The 16,939-nt window shown below is 64.7% G+C and carries 14 protein-coding genes; 10 read left to right on the top strand and 4 right to left on the bottom strand.

The genetic code is table 11. From position 1 onward, the window contains the following. Window positions 1-222 precede the first annotated feature (222 nt). The gene (locus tag F4827_RS32905) at window positions 223-1,545 is read left to right on the top strand and encodes an MEDS domain-containing protein (protein WP_183732789.1); all 1,323 of its coding nucleotides are present in this window, start codon (window positions 223-225) and stop codon (window positions 1,543-1,545) included. Between the two features lie 126 nt (window positions 1,546-1,671). On the opposite strand, the gene F4827_RS32900 is transcribed toward F4827_RS32905, so the two are convergent. Further along, complete coding sequence (locus tag F4827_RS32900) at window positions 1,672-2,613, bottom strand: LysR family transcriptional regulator (RefSeq protein ID WP_183732786.1); 942 nt, start codon at window positions 2,611-2,613, stop codon at window positions 1,672-1,674. Window positions 2,614-2,762: 149 nt separating this feature from the next. On the opposite strand from F4827_RS32900, the gene F4827_RS32895 reads away from it, so the two are divergent. Together F4827_RS32895 and F4827_RS32890 are read left to right on the top strand one after the other, a co-directional pair. Then, window positions 2,763-3,869: a tartrate dehydrogenase gene (locus tag F4827_RS32895; RefSeq protein WP_183732783.1), complete on the top strand. Its 1,107-nt coding sequence runs from the start codon at window positions 2,763-2,765 to the stop codon at window positions 3,867-3,869. Between the two features lie 70 nt (window positions 3,870-3,939). Next, window positions 3,940-5,280 carry an MFS transporter gene (locus F4827_RS32890; protein ID WP_183732778.1) on the top strand — a complete coding sequence of 447 codons (1,341 nt, stop codon included), beginning with the start codon at window positions 3,940-3,942 and terminating at the stop codon, window positions 5,278-5,280. Here the strand turns inward: F4827_RS32890 and F4827_RS32885 are convergent. Beyond that, the gene (locus tag F4827_RS32885) at window positions 5,274-6,701 is read right to left on the bottom strand and encodes an MFS transporter (protein WP_183732776.1); all 1,428 of its coding nucleotides are present in this window, start codon (window positions 6,699-6,701) and stop codon (window positions 5,274-5,276) included. The genes F4827_RS32890 and F4827_RS32885 overlap by 7 nt on opposite strands. 77 nt (window positions 6,702-6,778) lie before the next feature. Between F4827_RS32885 and F4827_RS32880 the strand changes: the two genes are divergently transcribed. Further along, window positions 6,779-7,657 (top strand): LysR family transcriptional regulator, encoded by an 879-nt coding sequence (locus F4827_RS32880; RefSeq protein WP_311735613.1) that lies wholly within the window; start codon window positions 6,779-6,781, stop codon window positions 7,655-7,657. Between the two features lie 546 nt (window positions 7,658-8,203). Further along, entirely contained in the window at window positions 8,204-9,301 is a 1,098-nt protein-coding gene (locus F4827_RS32875; protein WP_183732772.1) for a porin, read from the top strand. A gap of 62 nt (window positions 9,302-9,363) precedes the next feature. Here the strand turns inward: F4827_RS32875 and F4827_RS32870 are convergent, their stop codons facing one another. Continuing rightward, the gene (locus F4827_RS32870; RefSeq protein WP_183732770.1) at window positions 9,364-10,146 is read right to left on the bottom strand and encodes an SDR family NAD(P)-dependent oxidoreductase; all 783 of its coding nucleotides are present in this window, start codon (window positions 10,144-10,146) and stop codon (window positions 9,364-9,366) included. A gap of 419 nt (window positions 10,147-10,565) precedes the next feature. Between F4827_RS32870 and F4827_RS32865 the strand changes: the two genes are divergently transcribed. From F4827_RS32865 to F4827_RS32845, 5 genes are all read left to right on the top strand, one after another. Further along, window positions 10,566-11,435, top strand: coding sequence for a branched-chain amino acid ABC transporter permease (locus F4827_RS32865; protein ID WP_183732841.1), 870 nt, complete (start codon window positions 10,566-10,568; stop codon window positions 11,433-11,435). Next, window positions 11,432-12,448, top strand: a complete 1,017-nt coding sequence (locus F4827_RS32860; RefSeq protein ID WP_183732768.1) for a branched-chain amino acid ABC transporter permease — start codon at window positions 11,432-11,434, stop codon at window positions 12,446-12,448. The genes F4827_RS32865 and F4827_RS32860 overlap by 4 nt, the downstream gene beginning before the upstream one ends. Continuing rightward, window positions 12,441-13,208: an ABC transporter ATP-binding protein gene (locus F4827_RS32855; RefSeq protein WP_183732766.1), complete on the top strand. Its 768-nt coding sequence runs from the start codon at window positions 12,441-12,443 to the stop codon at window positions 13,206-13,208. The genes F4827_RS32860 and F4827_RS32855 overlap by 8 nt, the downstream gene beginning before the upstream one ends. Further along, the gene (locus F4827_RS32850; RefSeq protein ID WP_183732763.1) at window positions 13,192-13,899 is read left to right on the top strand and encodes an ABC transporter ATP-binding protein; all 708 of its coding nucleotides are present in this window, start codon (window positions 13,192-13,194) and stop codon (window positions 13,897-13,899) included. Before F4827_RS32855 ends, F4827_RS32850 begins: the two co-directional genes overlap by 17 nt. Window positions 13,900-13,965: 66 nt before the next feature. Continuing rightward, window positions 13,966-15,144 carry an ABC transporter substrate-binding protein gene (locus tag F4827_RS32845; protein ID WP_183732760.1) on the top strand — a complete coding sequence of 393 codons (1,179 nt, stop codon included), beginning with the start codon at window positions 13,966-13,968 and terminating at the stop codon, window positions 15,142-15,144. A 208-nt stretch (window positions 15,145-15,352) separates the two neighbouring features. On the opposite strand, the gene F4827_RS32840 is transcribed toward F4827_RS32845, so the two are convergent. Then, window positions 15,353-16,933 (bottom strand): class I adenylate-forming enzyme family protein, encoded by a 1,581-nt coding sequence (locus F4827_RS32840; protein ID WP_183732755.1) that lies wholly within the window; start codon window positions 16,931-16,933, stop codon window positions 15,353-15,355. Window positions 16,934-16,939: the final 6 nt, after the last annotated feature.

Below are 16,939 nucleotides of genomic sequence, written 5' to 3'. Positions count from 1 at the left end.
AACACTTGCGCCCGCCCCGTGCCGGGTCGTGCTCTATTCGGGCCGCATAGGTTTGGAAATATTTACCGATCCACGGTGAATGAAAACCAATGAAACGGGAGAAAGACCCCGCTCTGCCGACGCGCGATCTAGCAGACGGAGTATATTGAGATGTGAGGCGGCGGCCACGTATCGCCGCCTCGACGCCATCGCCAATGGCACGCCTTTTTACTCCGTCGGACCATGCAAGAAGAACCCGCTCAATCCCACGCACCGTCGGGCATTGCGTCATTGCCGCTGCTTTCGTGGGGCAGCCATATCGGCCAGCTCTATCGCTCGGCCGATGACCTGCGCGACGTCCTCGTCCCTTACTTTCAGGCGGGCCTCGACAATCACGAGTGCTGCCTGTGGGTGACCGAAGCGCCCTTTGGCGCCGATGACGCGCGCGCCGCCCTGCGCGAAGCCGTGCCCGATCTGGACGCGCGCGAGCAGCAAGGCCAGATCGAGATCCAGGATGTGCGCGCGTTCTACGCGAAAGGCGAAGCGCTGCGCGCGGACGCGCTGATCGCAGGATTGCTGGAACGCGAGCGCAAAGCGCTGGACGCCGGTTATCGCGGGCTGCGCACCAACGGCAATTGCTCGTGGGTCGAAAAATCGCAATGGGACGATTTCCTCGCTTACGAGTCGAGCGTGCAGCAGATGGTGCGCGGTCGCCGTCTGATCTGCATGTGCAGCTATCGACATGACGGCATCGACGCCGCCGCCACGCGCGAGATGCTCGACCGGCATCAGCTCGTGCTGCGCAGCGCGGCTTCCGATCTCGATGCGGACATGCGTTCGTCCGCCCCCACCACCGAAGCGCAACGCGATATCGACGCCATTCAGGCGTTTGCCGTGCTCGGCCACGATCTGCGAAATCCGCTTGCGGCGATCGGTGCGGGCGCGCGCCTGCTGCGCCTGGGCAAACTCGACGAGCGCGAACGGGCGATCTCCGAAACCATCGGCCGCAGCGTGCGCCATATGACGGCGCTCATCGACGATATTTCCGATGCGAGCCGCAGCCGCCTGGTCCACGGCATGCCGCTGCGTCTTAGACACGACGGGCTCGAAGCGTCGCTGCGCCACGCCGTGGAGGAGCTGCGCCTTGCGCACCCGCATCGCCAGATCGAACTCGCGATGTCGATTGCGCGCCCGATCGCCACCGACCCGATCTATATGGCGCGCATGCTCTCCAATCTGGTCAAGAACGCGCTCACCTATGGCTCGCAAAGCGCACCCGTCGTGGTGTGCGTCAGCGACGACGACGCGCTGGTGATCAGCGTCAGCAACCAGGGGCCGGTGATTCCGCGCGAATTGCACGCGCGGCTGTTCGCGCCGTTCACGCGCGGCGACGTGCGCGATGAGCAGCGCGGCCTGGGACTCGGTCTGTACATCGTCGCCGAAATCGCGCGTGCGCATGGCGGCAGCGTCGAGTTGAAGTCGGACGAAACCGAAACGCGCTTCACCTTCCGCATGCCCGCCGAAAGCGCCAGCACCGCGAAAATCGCAGGCGCAAGCGCCAGCTGAACGGCTCATCGTCGCAAGCGTCTGGTTAAGGTTTCGATATATACGCGAGAATATATTGCTACCGGTAACCCCAACGATTTAGTCCCCGCACGTCAGTAGCGACACCCGAGAAGCCGTCCATGTAGCCTATGAATGCGCAGGCATGGCCAGGCGCTCCTGCGCGCCGCCCAGTTCAACGGCGAGAAAATCGACGAATGCGCGAATGCGCGTCGAAAGCTGGTGCCGCTGCGCATAGACGGCGTAAATATCGGCGCCCGGCGTTTCGTAGTCAGGCAGCACCGGCACGAGGCGGCCGTCGGCCAGATAGTCGTGGATGTCCCACTCCGCACGCATGAGAATGCCGTGGCCCTCCAGCGCCCACTTCACGGCGATCTCGCCGTCGTTGGTGGTGAGATTGCCGTGGATGCGCACCGACTCCGTCCTGCGTGCATTGCCGCGCTCGCTCGTCAGCCGCCAAACGCCATACGCCTGGTCGCCCTGGCGGATACCGATGCAATTGTGCTTCGCCAGATCGTGCGGCGTGACGGGCGCACCGCGCCGTGCCAGATACCCAGGCGCGGCGCACAGCAAGCGCCGGTTGGACGCGAGGCGTCGCGCGATCACCCGCGCATCGGGCGGCTCGCCAAAGCGTATGCAGACGTCGAAGGAATCGTCGGTGAGCGGCGGCGGCGTCACGGACAACTGCAACTGCACCTCAACCTGCGGATAGCGCAAAACAAAGCGCGAAATCGCCGGGCCAATATGACTGCGCCCGAAACCCAGCGTCGCGTTCACACGCAACAGCCCCTTGGGATGCGCTTTCGAGCCGCCCAGCAATTCGGCCAGTTCGTCGATCTCGTCGAGAATGCGGCGCGCGTGCTCCAGATAGACCTCGCCTTCGGGCGTGAGCGTCATGCGCCGCGTCGTGCGGTTGACGAGCGGCACGCCCGCGCGCTGCTCCATCTGCGCGAGCCGTTTGCTCACGGCGGCGGGCGTAAGGCCCAGTTCGCGCGCGGCGGCGCTCAGACTGCCGGAAGCGGCCAGCATCGAGAAAAAGCCCAGATCGCCGGGCTGAACGGTTTCGGCCACGATGTCTTGCCGCCTTTCGATTTGTGAATTCAGGTTAAAGATGCTTTGAGTATAGCGCCGGTTCCTGAACTGCCAGTTAGGTAAAGTGAGTTCACCCGCTCTCACCTCTTTCACCCGACTCACGCAGTCGCATCGATCAGGACCGCATCATGAAGACTTATCGCATCGCCACCATTCCGGGCGACGGCATTGGCAAGGAAGTCGTGCCGGCCGGCCAACAGGTGCTCGAATCCCTCGCACGCGCGACGCAGCGCTTTGCCTTCGAGTTCGAGGACTTCCAGTGGGGCGCAGACTACTACCGCGCACACGGCGTGATGATGCCGGCCGGCGGACTCGACGCACTGCGCGACAAGGACGCGATCCTGTTCGGCTCCGCAGGCGACCCGGACGTGCCCGATCACATCACCCTCTGGGGTCTGCGCCTGAAGATCTGCCAGGGCTTCGACCAGTACGCGAACGTACGGCCCACGCGCATCCTGCCTGGCATCGACGCGCCGCTCAAACGCTGCGGCCCGAACGACCTCGACTGGGTGATCGTGCGCGAGAACTCCGAAGGCGAATACTCGGGCGTGGGCGGGCGCGTGCATCAGGGTCATCCGATCGAGGCCGCCACCGACGTGTCGATCATGACGCGCGCGGGCGTCGAGCGCATCCTGCGCTTTGCGTTTCGCCTCGCGCAGTCGCGCCCGCGCAGGCAACTCACCGTCATCACCAAGAGCAACGCCCAGCGCCACGCGATGGTCATGTGGGACGAGATCGCGCAGCAGATCGCGCTGGAGTTTCCCGATGTCAAGTGGGACAAGGAACTCGTCGATGCCGCCACCGCGCGCATGGTCAACCGGCCCGCCTCGCTCGACACCATCGTCGCCACCAATCTGCACGCCGACATTCTGAGCGATCTGGCCGCCGCACTCGCGGGCAGTCTGGGCATCGCGCCCACCGGCAATATCGACCCCGAGCGCCGCTATCCGTCGATGTTCGAACCGATTCACGGCTCGGCGTTCGACATCATGGGCAAGGGCCTGGCGAATCCCGTCGGCACGTTCTGGTCGGTCGTGATGCTGCTCGAACACCTGGGCGAAACCGAAGCCGCCGCGCGCGTGATGCAGGCCATCGAAGCGGTGACAGCCGATAGTTCGCTGCACACGCGCGATCTGGGCGGCAATGCAAGCACGGCGCAAGTCACGGCGGCGCTCTGCGCGTTGCTCGAAAAGACGGGCGCGATCGCCGCTGCGACCGATGCCGTGGCGGCATAGGCGCCAGCACCTTGTTGTGACCGGAGCGATAAGGGGCGCGCACGCACGCGCCCACCCCAATGGAGGAGACATGGATACGGACATTACCGGGAATACTGCCGCAGACCGCAGCGAGATCGCCGCGCGCGTCACGCGCAAGCTCATGTGGCGGATCATTCCGTTCGTGATGCTGCTTTACTTCGTGAGCTTTCTCGACCGCGTCAACGTGGGCTTCGCGGCGATCACGATGAACAAGGCAATCGGCCTGTCACCGGCGGCGTTCGGGCTGGGCGGCGGGCTTTTTTTCATCGGCTATTTTCTGTTCGAGATTCCGTCCAACCTGATCCTGCATCGTGTGGGCGCGCGTCTGTGGATCGCGCGCGTGATGGTGAGCTGGGGTCTGGTTTCGGCGGCATCCGCTTTTGTTAGTGGTCCTGCCAGTTTCTACACCTTGCGATTCCTGCTGGGTGTGGCGGAAGCCGGTTTCTTCCCCGGCATCATTCTCTATCTGAGCCTATGGTTTCCGGCACGGCAACGCGCCGTTGCAGCGGCGTGGTTCATGGCGGCCGCGCCGATCTCGACCGCAATCGGTTCGCCGCTCTCCGGCGCGCTCATGCAATTGCCGCCATTCATGGGCCTGGCTGACTGGCAACTGCTTTATCTGATCGAAGCCGTGCCTGCCGTCGTGCTCGGTGTGGTCGTATTGCGCGCGCTCACCGACTCACCGGACAAGGCGCGCTGGCTCGATGCCGATGAACGCAACTGGTTGATCACGCAACTACGCGACGAAGCACGCCTGCGCGAATCGAATACGGGCCACACGGCGGCGGCGTGGAGCGCGCTGCGCGACCCGCGCGTCCTGGCGCTCGCGCTGATTTACTTCGGCACCTCGGCGGGACTGTATACGCTGGGTCTGTGGGCGCCGCTCATGATTCGCGAATTTGGCTTCAGTGCGCTGCAAACGGGGCTGCTCAACGCGATTCCCGCCGTCGTGGCCGTAGTGGCGATGATCGTCTGGGCGCGCCACTCGGACCGTACCGGCGAGCGCACCTGGCACGTCGTGCTGCCCTGCCTGCTGGCCTGCGCGGGTTTCGTGTTTGCGGGATCGGCGACTTCGGCGCTCGCGATCGTGCTGGCGCTGGTCACTGTGAACGTCGGCATCAGCGCGGCCAAAGCACCGTTGTGGGCGATGCCGGGCACCTTCCTCTCCGGCGCGGGCGCGGCGGCGGGCATCGCGATGATCAATTCGATCGGCAATCTGGGTGGCTTCGTCGGGCCTGCGGCGATAGGCTGGCTGAAGGCGCAGACCGGCGGTTATACGGCCGGTCTGCAACTGGTCGCGGCGACCCTCGCCCTCTCCGCCATCGTCGCCCTGCTGCTGAGCCGCAAGACGCGGCAACCCGTGCTTCCCCAGGTCAGGCACGATCATTGATGCGACGCCGGGGCCACGGTCCCGGCCAGCGGGCGCGCCCGGCTCTCCAGCGTGCGCCATGCCACCCCGCACGCCACCGCCAATAACGTTGCGGACACAACCAGCGCCTGCACCACGCCATGCAGGAACAGCGCGGTCTGCGCATGGCGCACGAGGAAGCCGAACAGCGCCACGCCCATCACGCCGCCCACCTGGCGCGCAGCGTTGAGCAGCCCCGAGGCGATGCCCGACTGCTCGCGCTTCACCGCTGCCAGCAGTGCGCCAGTGAGCGTGGGCACCGCCAGCGCGATGCCGCCGCCCGCCAGCAGCATCGGCGCGATCAGCCATTCGTACGACTGCGCGGCAAGCGCGGGCAGCATAGACAGATAGCCGACGATGGCCATCACGAGTCCCGCCATGATGAGCCGCCGCGCGCCCGCGCGATTCACCAGTCGTCCCGCCGCGATGTTCATCACCACGAGCACCGCCATCATCGGCAGAAATGCCAGCCCGGTGCGCTCGGGCGTGAAGTGCCAGACGGTCTGGAACAACAGGCTGAACGTGAAAACGATGCCATAGAACACCAGATTTGCGATCAGGCCGATGAGCGTCGCGCCGCCGACCGTGCGGTTGGCGAACAGCGCGGGCGGCAGCGTCGCGGCGGGGTTGCGCGCCTGCTGCCACACGAATGCCGCGCCCGAGACGATGCTCAAGGCGAATGCGCCCACGATCAACGGGCTTTGCCACGAGAGGCTGCTCGCCTCGGTCAACGCGAAGGCGAGCGCGGCCAGCGCGAGGGCGCCGCTAATCTGGCCGAGCGGATCGAGACTGCGCCCCGGATGCCCATGCGAACGCGGCGCGTGACGCAGCGTCATCCAGAGCCCGATTGCACCGACCGGCACGTTGACGAGAAAAATGCTGCGCCAACCCAAGGCCGCGATCAGCAGGCCGCCGATCACCGGCCCGGCCGCCAGCGCGATGCCGCCGCCCGCGGCCCACCAGCCCACCGCGCGGCTGCGCGCGCCGGCGTCGTGGAACGCCTCGCGCAATACCGAAAGGGAGTTCGGCACCAGCAGCGCGGCGCCCACCCCTTGCGCGAGCCGCCAGCCGATCAGCGCCGCGAGCGAACCCGCCAGCCCGCAGCCCACCGAGGCGCACGTGAAGAGCGCAAAACCCGCGGCGAACACGCGTTTCGCGCCGAAGCGGTCGCCCAGCGCCCCCGCCAAAAGCAACGCCGATGCGAACACCAGAGCGTAGGCGTTCACGACCCACTGCAGGCCGGTGACGTCGGCGTGAAATGCGACGCGCAGCGCATCGAGCGCGACATTGACCACGCTCACGTCGATCGAGACCACCACGAAGCCCAGACACGCGGCGATCTGTACGAAGCCCGATCGCACGTCTGCCTGCGCATCGGGCGATTTTGAGGTGAGGGTTTGCATCGCTATGCCTTTGAGTCGCAAAACGACAGCGTAAGCGCTGCGGTTCTGTGCGAATATTCCCCAATCGTGCACAGTAGATGGGAGAAATTGCACCGATGTTCGACTGGGAAAATCTTCGCTTCTTCGTGGCCGTTGCGCAGACGGGCAGCCTTTCCGCCGCCGCCCGGCAGCTCAAGGTCGATCACGCAACCGTCGGCCGGCGTCTGAGCGCGCTGGAAACCGATCTGGCAATGCGTCTGGTCGACCGGCTGCCGCGCGCCTGCCAGTTGACCGCATCGGGCCGCCAGATCGTCGAACTGGCGCAGCGCATGGAGGCCGAAGCGTTCGCCATCGAGCGGCTCGCGCGCGCGGCCCAGTCGCCGATGCTCGGCAAGGTGACCATCAGCGTGCCGCCGGTGCTGGCGAGCAACTTCTTCGCGACCACGCTGGGCGCGTTCGCGCAGCGGCATCCCGGCATCCGGTTGTCGATTGCGAGCGAAGCGCAGCGCGTCTCGCTGGGGCGGCGCGAAGCGGATCTCGCCGTGCGGCTAGCGCGCCCCGACGAGCCGCGCAATGTCACGCGCAAGCTAGGCACGATGCCGTTCGCGCTTTACGCCAGCCGCGACTACGCGCCGGCGGACCAGCCCGCCGAGTGGGGTTTCATCGCTTACGAGGCGCGGCTCGCGGACATGCCCCACGAGCAATGGCTGCGGGCGGCGGCGGGCGCGCGGCCGGTGGTATGCGAAGTGAGCGACATCACCACGCAACTGGCGGTGGCGCGCACCGGCGTTGGCGTGGCGGGCCTGCCCGTGTTCATGGGCGACGCCGATCCAACGCTGCAGCGCCTGCCGTGGGCGGGCGAGGCCTTCTCGCTCGATATCTGGCTGGTCGTGCACGACGATCTGCGGCACTCGCCGCCAATACGCGCAGTGATCGATTTCGTCGCCGAGGTAGTGGGCCAGACGTTCAAGGTTTGAGCCGCGTCAATTTGAAATGGACTCCGAATCATTATTTGCGCGCCGCATAGAACTCCTGCCCTTACCGATCCTCAGCAGATTGTCGCGCATCCGACAATCTGGGCCGCCTGCACAGGCGCCCGATAAAAATTAGAGTGTCGCCCCCACGTTTCCCCCAGGGTGACGTTTTCGTACGACCGTACAAAAATAATCCCCGTCTGACAGACATTCCGGACAATCTTGCAAGCCCTACCTGGTATCTGGAGAGGCAATCGGTGAACGAGCAAAGCCTGAACTTGCGATCCGAATCCGACATGCGGCGCGCCGCCCTATTCCTTGCGCGCCTGACCTGGCCTCACCGGCAAGACGTCCTTCCCGTATTACCGCAGCAATCCCCGTAACGACGTTCGCGTAACGCGTCGAAGCCGGCCACACGCTGTTCAACAAGGCCGGTAACCCGCACGGATGGCGCCCATGCGCCACGTCCGCGCACCCTGACGCGCCGCGACAAGAGAAGTGCACTGATCCAACCAATTTCAAGCCATTCCAGTCGATCAGGATTCCAAAATGTCAAAACGTAATACGCTACGCAAGAAACTGCTTGCCACCGGGGTCGCAGCGACGGGTCTGATGGGCATGGCAAGCGCCGCGCACGCGCAGAGCAGTGTGACGCTCTACGGTATTGTCGATGCCTCGCTGCTCTATACCAGCCACACCATGAATATGTCGACGGGCCAGAACGAGGGCCACCAGTTTTCGTTCACGGACAGCGGCATGACGGGATCGAGTTTCGGCATGCGCGGCGCCGAGGATCTGGGCGGCGGCATACGCGCGGTCTTCACCCTGGAGAGCGGCATCAGCGTGGCAAACGGCGCGTTCAACAATTCGAACGGCAATATGTTCGGCCGCCAGGCATGGGTGGGCATCAACAGCCCCTATGGTTCGATGAAGGCTGGTCTGCAATATTCGCCGTTCTTCCTGTCGCTTTACGATACGGACCCGCGCGGCATGTCGTACTTCGGCAGCGGTCTGGTCAGCTACGTCAACAACGTCTTCGTCACCGGCCTCTTCAACAGCAATTCGCTCACCTATACCTCGCCGGAAATCTACGGCATCCAGGCGGCGGCCATGATCGCACTGGGCGGCTCGGCGGGCGACTTCCAGGCGGGCCGGCAATATTCTGCGAGCCTGCGTTATCACCTGGGCGGCCTCACGCTCACCGGCGCGCTCTACAACGGCAACTCGGGCGGCAGCGCGGTCAGCACGCCGGTTCCGAGCACCGTGGAATTCGTGGGCCGCACGCTGGGCGCACTCTACCGCTTCGAAAACGGCCTCGCCGTTTCGGCCTCCTACGCGCTTTACAAGGTGGCCGGCTCGTTCGACAACAGCGTTTATTCGGGCGGCCTGAGCTACTTCGTCACGCCTTACCTCAACGTGAACGCGGGCGTCTGGTACACGCGCGACGGCAATAATGGCGCGAACCATTCGATCATGACCTCGGGGGGCGTGCAGTTCTTCCTCTCGAAGCGTACGACGCTCTACGGCCAGGTGGGCTACGTGAACAACCACGGCCGCATGGATACGGGTCTGTCGATCAACAACGCGCTCTACGAAGTGAACGGTTCGACGGTGGGCGCAAGCCTCGGCATCCGCCATTTGTTCTGATCGCGTTCTGCCGCGCGAGGCATGCGGCCCGCTGTTGCAGGCGGGCCGCATGAGCGGTGCGCTCAGACCTTCATGCCAGGCAGATTCAGCGAAGCGGTGTTGCCGCCGTCGACAGGCAGCGCCTGGCCGGTGACGTAACTGGCGTCGTCGCTGGCAAGAAAGGCAATGGCGGAAGCCACCTCTTCAGGGCGGCCCGGACGGCGCAGTTCGCAGCGATAGCCCAGCCGGTCGGTCTTGTTCAACTCGCGTGCGCGTTCGAATATAGGCGCTGTCATGCCGGTTTCGATCAGGCCGGGGCACACGGCATTCACGCGGATCTGCGAAGCCGCAAGATCGCAGGCGCTCGTCATCGTGAGGTTGATGACGGCGGCCTTGGAAGCGCTGTACGCATTGCCGCCCGCGCCCGAGCGCACGCCCGCCACGGAGGCCACATTGACGATCGCCCCCTGGCCGCGCGCGGTCATCGCCTGCGCGGCCCATTTGGTGAAGTGCACCACGCCCATCAGATTGACGGAGAGAATCTGCTGCCAGACCGCTGTGTCCGTTTCGGCGACGCTCGAATAATCGCCGCCGGCGATGCCCGCCACGTTGCAGAGCACGTCGATTTCGCCCAAGCGTGCGCGCACGTCGGCAACGCAGCGCGCTACGTCATCTTCGCGCGCCACATCGACGACGCCATGCCACACGCGCGCGGCGTCGAATTGCGCCGCCACGTCTGCGAGCGCGCCGGCCTGCCGGTCCACGAGCGCGACCGACGCGCCCTCGGCATAGAGCCTGCGCGCCGTCGCGCGACCGATCCCGCTGGCCGCTCCGGTCACGATGGCAACCTTGTTGATGAAACGCATCGTCCCTGCCCTCCATTCGCGTTGATGATGAATGAATCACTTCTAATCCGTGGAATGACTGACGGCATGGCAGAACTTAGTCACGCGATTAGCGTGAGTCAAGGCAGTCAGCCGTCTCCGTTTGTAGTCCGCTGCACCGCAAAATCCATCGGTTTCGTCGAAAAAAACGCTTAAAAATAACGCTCTGGCGATTTTCGAACGACCGTCTGGTATTTTCCCCAGGCTGACTGCACTGCAGAATTCATTGCCAAATTGAACCTGGCCGGATGTCGATGCTCAAGGCCAGTCCTCGCAGCAACCGCATGATCGAAACGCCTGCCGTCAACCGTCACCCGGGTGCGCGGCAGTTCAATCTCCGGCCTTCGCCCTGCCGCCTCGCGCGGCGCTCGACGCGTAAGGCCCGTGTTCGGGAGGTCACGGTGGATCTGTTTTTGCAGCAGGTGCTCAACGGTCTGACGCTTGGAGGCATCTACAGCCTCGTCGCGCTCGGCCTCACGCTGGTGTACGGGATCATGGCCGTGCCCAATTTCGCGCACGGCGCGTTCTACATGGTCGGCGCATTTGCCGCGTTCTACCTCACTTCGCGCTTCGGACTGGGCTACTGGAGCGCCATGGTTGTCGCTGCCGTATGCGTCGCCGTGCTGGCCATCCTTGCCGAGCGTCTGGTGTTCTACCCGCTGCGCAACGCCCCCGAACTCTCGCCGATGATCGCCGCCATCGGCCTCATGCTGTTTCTCGAAGCCGCCGCGCAGGCGCTCTGGGGCACCGACTTCCACCGCATGTCGCCGCCGTGGTCCGGTGTGCTCGAATGGAACGGCGTCATCGCGCCCATCCAGCGCCTGCTCATCGTCGCCGCCGCTTTTGGGCTCGTGCTGGCGCTGCAACTGTTCCTCCACCACACCGTTGCGGGCTCAACCATTCTGGCGGTCGCGCAGAACCGCGAAGGCGCGGCGCTCATGGGCATCGATCCACGCAAGGTGGGCATGGCCACCTTCGCCCTCTCCGGCGTGCTGGCCGCGGTGGCCGCCGCGCTCTATGCGCCCATCAACCTTATCTATCCGGCGATGGGCCAGTTAGTGATCCTCAAGGCTTTCGTCATCATCATCCTGGGCGGCATGGGCAGCGTGCCAGGCGCGGTGGTGGGCGGGCTCATCATCGGGATGGCCGAGAGCTTCGGCGCTTTCTACGTCTCGCCCGACTATCAGGACCTGATCGCATTCGTGCTGCTGGTGGCGATCCTGTCACTGCGTCCGCAAGGACTCTTTTCGCGGGAGATGCGCGCATCATGACCACCCCCTCCCAGACGCCGCTGACGCGTCACTCCGGCTGGATCGCGCTGTTCGTCGCCGGTCTGGTGCTGCCTTTTCTGGTGCGCAACGACTATTCGCTCACGGTGATGTCCACGGCCTATATCTTTGCGCTCGCCACGGTGGGGCTGAATCTGCTGACCGGCTACACGGGCCAGTTCAATCTCGCGCATGGCGGCTTCATGGCGGTCGGCGCCTATACGGTGGGCATTCTCACCGTGGACTATCAGGTGCCGTTCTGGGCCGCATTTGCGCTCGCGGGCGTGCTGAGCGTGGTGCTGGGTTTTTTCGTCGGCATCGTTTCGCTGCGCCTGAAGGGCAATTACTTCGCGATCTTCACGCTCTGCGTGGGCTACATCATCTTTCTCGTGATCGAGAAATGGGACAGCGTCACGCACGGCGTGGTGGGCATCATCGGCATTGCCGCGCCGCCCGATATCGGCCCGGTTTCGTTCGAAAGCCCGCGCGCGCTCTACTACCTCACCTTCGCGTTTCTCGTCGCGGGCATGTGGCTGATGCATCGCATCGTGCATTCGCTGCTGGGCCATACCTTCGTGGCGATCCGCAACAGCGAGCATCTCGCCCAGGCGCTCGGCATCGATCTGATGCGCAACAAGATGCTGGCGTTCCTGATCTCGACGTTCTACGCGGGCATCGCAGGCGGCCTGTATGCCGGGTTCGTGCGCTTTCTCGGCCCCGATCTCGCCAACATCAGCCACACCTTCGACATGACCATGTATGCGGTGGTGGGCGGCATCGGCACCCTGGCCGGGCCGCTGCTGGGCGCTATCGCGCTGCCGTGGCTCACGCAGTCGCTGCAGTTCATGCAGGACTACCGGTTCATCGTGTTCGGCCCCTTGCTGATCGTGCTGCTGATCTTCCTGCCGCGCGGCCTCGTGGGTCTTTATCAGAGCGTGCGCAGCCGCATCGCGTTGCGCCAGGTCACCGCGCCACCCGCGCGCCGCGCCACGTCCAGCGGAGACGGCCATGCTTGAAATCAGCGCACTCTCCAAACAGTTCGGAGGCCTGAAGGCCGTCACGAACGTCAGCACGCAGATCGAGGAAGGCCGCGTCAACGCCATCATCGGTCCCAATGGCGCGGGCAAGACCACCTTCTTCAACCTGATCAGCGGCATGTACCGGCCGAGCGCCGGCACGATCCGCCTGCGCGGCCAGAACGTGACGGGCCTGCGCGCCGACCAGATGGCGCGCCTGGGCGTGGCGCGCACCTTTCAGGCCACCGCGCTGTTCGAAACGGCTTCGGTGCTGGAGAACCTGATCGTCGGGCACCGCCTGCGCACGCGCTCGAATCTGTGGGACGCGTTGCTGCGCACTTCGCGCTGCAAAGCCGAAGAACGCACCTGCCGCGACAAGGCGCGCGAAGCGCTCGATTTCGTGGGCCTTGCGCATCTGGAAGCGAAGCCCGCGGGCGGCATCACGCAGGAAGAACGCAAACGCGTGGCGATCGCGCTCGCGCTTGCGACCGATCCCACGCTGCTCCTGCTCGACGAACCGGCAGGCGGCGTGAATCCCGAAGAAACCGATGGCCTGGCCGCCCTGATCCGCAAGATCGCGCGGCGCGGCATGACTGTATGCCTGGTCGAGCACAAGATGAGCATGATCATGAATCTCGCGGACAAGATCATGGTGCTCGACCATGGCGAAAAAATCGCCGAGGGCACGCCCGACGCCATCCGCAAAGACCCGGCCGTGATCGACGCCTATCTCGGGAGCGAACATGCTGACGTTCAATGACGTAAGCCTCGATTACGGCAGCTTTCGCGCCTTGCACGGCATCACCCTGCGTGCCGATGAAGGCGAACTCGTGGTGCTGCTGGGCGCGAACGGCGCGGGCAAAAGCTCGATCTTTCGCGCGGCAAGCGCACTCACGCGGGCCAGCGGCGGCCAGATCCGCCTGAAGGACGTTGATCTGGTCGGCAAGCGGCCCGCCGATGTCGTGCGCGCGGGCGTGATCCACTGTCCCGAGGGACGCAAGCTGTTTCCGGCGATGTCGGTGCTCAAGAACCTGATGCTAGGCGCGTATGCGCACCGGCGCGACCGAACGGGCAACCGCCAGCGCCTGGACGACGTGCTCACGCTCTTTCCCGATCTGGTCAGCCGCAAGGACGATCCGGCAGGGTCGCTGAGCGGAGGCCAGCAGCAGATGGTGGCGATTGGCCGCGCGCTGATGAGCCGCCCGCGCGTGCTGCTGCTCGACGAGCCCTCGCTCGGCCTCGCGCCGCTTGTAGTCAAGCAGACTTTCGAGGTGATCCAGCGCATCAATCGCGCTGGCACCACGGTGCTGCTGGCCGAACAGAACGCGCACGCGGCGCTCAAGATCGCGCACCGCGCCTATGTCGTGGAATCGGGCCGCATCGTACTGGAAGGCACCTATGAAAGCCTCGCCGGCAATGAAGCGGTGCGGCGCGCCTATGTAGGCGGCTGACGTTTCATCCGATTGCCACGTTTCGATTCAGCGGTTCTTCACCGTCACTCCTTCGAGGATACGTTCATGATCGTCAGCAAGCTGTCTCTCGCGGTTGCCACGACCTTTGCCGTCTCGCTTGCGCTGGCCGCGCCGGCGAAGGCGCAGGAAGCCGCTGTGCACATCGGCTATTCGGGGCCGCTTAGCGGCGGCGCCGCCAAATACGGCCAGGAAGTGCTCGAAGGCATGCAGATGGCCGTCGCCGAAATCAATCAGGCCGGTCTCGTGGTGGGCGGCAAGAAGGTCAAGCTTGACGTGGTGGCGCTCGACGACCAGTACAACCCGAGCGAGACCGCCATCAACGCGCGCCGGCTTTCGCAGGAAAACAGCGCCAGCGTCGTGCTGGTTCCCCACTCAGGCGGATGCTACGCAGTCCAGACGATCAACCAGCAGCAGAAGCTGCTCCTGCTTGCCTATACGAGCGTGCCGCAACTGGCGGCGCGCGGCAATCCGCTCACGATTCGCATCCCGCCGGAATTCACCTCGTATACGCCTGCATTCGTGAAGTACGAGATGGACAAGTTCGGCAAGGACGCCGCCATCGCGAACACCGATACCGACTACGGCAAAGCCTGGACCGCCGCGTTCAAGCCCGCGTGGCAGGCGGCGGGCGGCACCATCGTCGCCGATAATCCGATGTCCTATAACCGTGCCACCGACTTCTACAGCGGCGTGAGCCGCGTGCTGGCCTCGAAGCCTAAAGTGATCTTCGTGGGCGGGCCGTCCGAGCCGACCGGCCTCATCATCCGCCAGGCGCGCGAACTGGGCTTCAAAGGCGGCTTCGTGGTGATGGACCAGGCCAAGCTCGACGAAGTCGCGAAGATCGCGGGCGGCTACGGCGCGCTCGATGGATCGATTGGCGTGATGCCGATCGGCGACGATCCTTCGCCCGACGCCAGATCCTTTGTCGCGCGCTTTTCGAAGACGCACGGCGGACATCTGCCGAGCCAGGAAGCCTCGCTCAACTACACCGCCGTCTGGGCGACCGCGCAGGCGATGAAGGTTGCGGGCACAACCAGCGATGCCACCGCGATCCGCAAAGCCTACGATCAGGCGCTAAAATCGCTTTCGCCGCAGAACAATCCGCATGGCCTGACCGGCGTGGATCCGCGCGGCGGCATCACGATGGGACGCGCCGTGGTAGCCGTCGTGGAAGGCGGCAATATCAAGGCGCTGCCCGATACGGCGGTGGCAGCAGCGAAGTAATGTCCTTGTGAAGGAGGCGGGCCGCGTTCTGATTGTCATGGTCGCGGCCCGCATTGCATTTGCGAGGCCGCATGACGACGTTGACCGCCACGCTCGACGACTTCGTCGTAGGGCTTTGCTTTCCTGAAGCGCCGCGCGCCGGCCTGCCTTGATGCGTCAACGCTTCGATTCTCGATTGAAGGCGCGCGCCAGGCGGCGCGCCTCAATGCTAGTAGGCGCGCGAGGGCTTAAAACTCTCGCGTAATTCACGCTTGAGGATTTTGCCGATCGCACTGCGCGGCAAGGCGTCCGCAATCACCACTTCGGCAAGACGCTGCATCTTCCCCAAGCGCGCGTTCGCCCAGCTCGCGAGCGTTGCGCCCTCAACCGCAGCGCCGTCGCGCAAGGTGACAAAGGCCACCGGCGTCTCGCCCCAGCGCTCCGACGCGATACCCACGACCGCCGCTTCCGCGATATCCGGATGCTGCAGCAACACCTGTTCGAGATCGCTGGGATAGACGTTGAAGCCGCCCGAAATAATCATGTCCTTCTTGCGATCCATCAGCACGAGAAAACCATCTTCGTCGAAGCGGCCAATATCGCCAGTGCGGATGAAACGCTGGCCGCCACGGTCGTGCCATTCCGCTTGCGCGGTTTTGTCGGGCTGGCGATAGTAGCCCGTCATCATCGTCGGCGAACGGCCCACGATCTCGCCAATACTGCCCGGCGGCAATTCGTTGCCGGCGGCGTCGATCAGGCGCATTTCGTGGCCGGGCATCACGCGGCCAACGGTATGGAGTTTGTCCGGGTGGTCGTTGGCGCTGAGTTCGCACGATGCGCCGCCTTCGGTCATGCCGTAAAACTCGGTGAGACTGCCGGGCCAGCGGCGCACGACGTCGGCCTTCACGCGCGCCGCAAACGGCGCACTCGTGCAGGACTTCGAAACAAAACTCGACAGGTCGTAGCGGTCGAAATCGGGCTCGGCCATCAGGCGCTGGTATTGAACCGGCACGAGCATCGTGTGCGTCGCGCGATGCTGTTGCGCCAGTTCCAGATAGCGCTTCGTTTCGAACTTCGGCATCAGCACGACGGTCCCGCCCAGCTGAAGCGTGGGGAAGAAGCTCACGAGCGTGGTGTTCGAATAGAGCGGCGTCGAAATCAGCGTGACCGCCTGCGGTCCGTATCCGCGCTCGACGGTGCGCGCCGCGTAGGCGAAGCGCATCGCATGCGATTGCACGATGCCCTTGGGCGAGCCAGTCGTTCCCGACGAATAGATGATGTTGAAGGCCCATTCAGACTGGATATCGACGTGGCGCGGCACCCTCCCGCGCGGCGCAAGCCAGGCGTCGATGGCGGTGACGTCTGCGGCATCGTGTTGCGCATCCAGCCGCACGCTGCGCACATCGGGCGGCGTGGCGGCGCCTTGCAGGGCCTCGCGCACGGACGCGTCGAGGAACAACACGCGCGCGCCGGAATTCGCAATCATGGCCGCGAGGCTGTCCGGATGCGAGGACGGCGCAAGCGGCGCGACCGCCACGCCCGCACGCAGCGCGCCCAGAAAGACCGCCGCGTACCAGGGCGAAGCGTTCGCGCAGATCGCGATCACGTCTTCGGGCGCAATGCCATCGCGTTGCAATGCGCACGCGCACTGATCGGTCATCGCATCGAGATCGGCGTAGCTATAGGTCGTGTCTTCGCAGATCAGCGCCGGATGATCGCCCTGCTCCACCGCCCATTGACGGATCTGGTCGCCGATGCTCGCAAACGGCGTGCTGTTCGGCCCGGTTGCCGGATGTGAATTCGCGTTCATGTTGAG

Origin of the sequence: Paraburkholderia bannensis (assembly GCF_014200455.1) — a bacterium.
Classification (GTDB): Bacteria; Pseudomonadota; Gammaproteobacteria; order Burkholderiales; family Burkholderiaceae; genus Paraburkholderia; species Paraburkholderia bannensis_A.
This window is presented reverse-complemented; position numbering and strand designations above follow the sequence as displayed.

Bases quoted from the DNA above. Each gene is read 5' to 3' on its own strand.
- F4827_RS32905 (WP_183732789.1), top strand. From the start codon at position 223: ATGCAAGAAGAACCCGCTCAATCCCACGCACCGTCGGGCATTGCGTCA.
- F4827_RS32895 (WP_183732783.1), top strand. From the start codon at position 2,763: ATGAAGACTTATCGCATCGCCACCATTCCGGGCGACGGCATTGGCAAG.
- F4827_RS32890 (WP_183732778.1), top strand. From the start codon at position 3,940: ATGGATACGGACATTACCGGGAATACTGCCGCAGACCGCAGCGAGATC.
- F4827_RS32885 (WP_183732776.1), bottom strand. From the start codon at position 6,701: ATGCAAACCCTCACCTCAAAATCGCCCGATGCGCAGGCAGACGTGCGA.
- F4827_RS32880 (WP_311735613.1), top strand. From the start codon at position 6,779: ATGGGAGAAATTGCACCGATGTTCGACTGGGAAAATCTTCGCTTCTTC.
- F4827_RS32875 (WP_183732772.1), top strand. From the start codon at position 8,204: ATGTCAAAACGTAATACGCTACGCAAGAAACTGCTTGCCACCGGGGTC.
- F4827_RS32870 (WP_183732770.1), bottom strand. From the start codon at position 10,146: ATGCGTTTCATCAACAAGGTTGCCATCGTGACCGGAGCGGCCAGCGGG.
- F4827_RS32860 (WP_183732768.1), top strand. From the start codon at position 11,432: ATGACCACCCCCTCCCAGACGCCGCTGACGCGTCACTCCGGCTGGATC.
- F4827_RS32855 (WP_183732766.1), top strand. From the start codon at position 12,441: ATGCTTGAAATCAGCGCACTCTCCAAACAGTTCGGAGGCCTGAAGGCC.
- F4827_RS32850 (WP_183732763.1), top strand. From the start codon at position 13,192: ATGCTGACGTTCAATGACGTAAGCCTCGATTACGGCAGCTTTCGCGCC.
- F4827_RS32845 (WP_183732760.1), top strand. From the start codon at position 13,966: ATGATCGTCAGCAAGCTGTCTCTCGCGGTTGCCACGACCTTTGCCGTC.
- F4827_RS32840 (WP_183732755.1), bottom strand. From the start codon at position 16,933: ATGAACGCGAATTCACATCCGGCAACCGGGCCGAACAGCACGCCGTTT.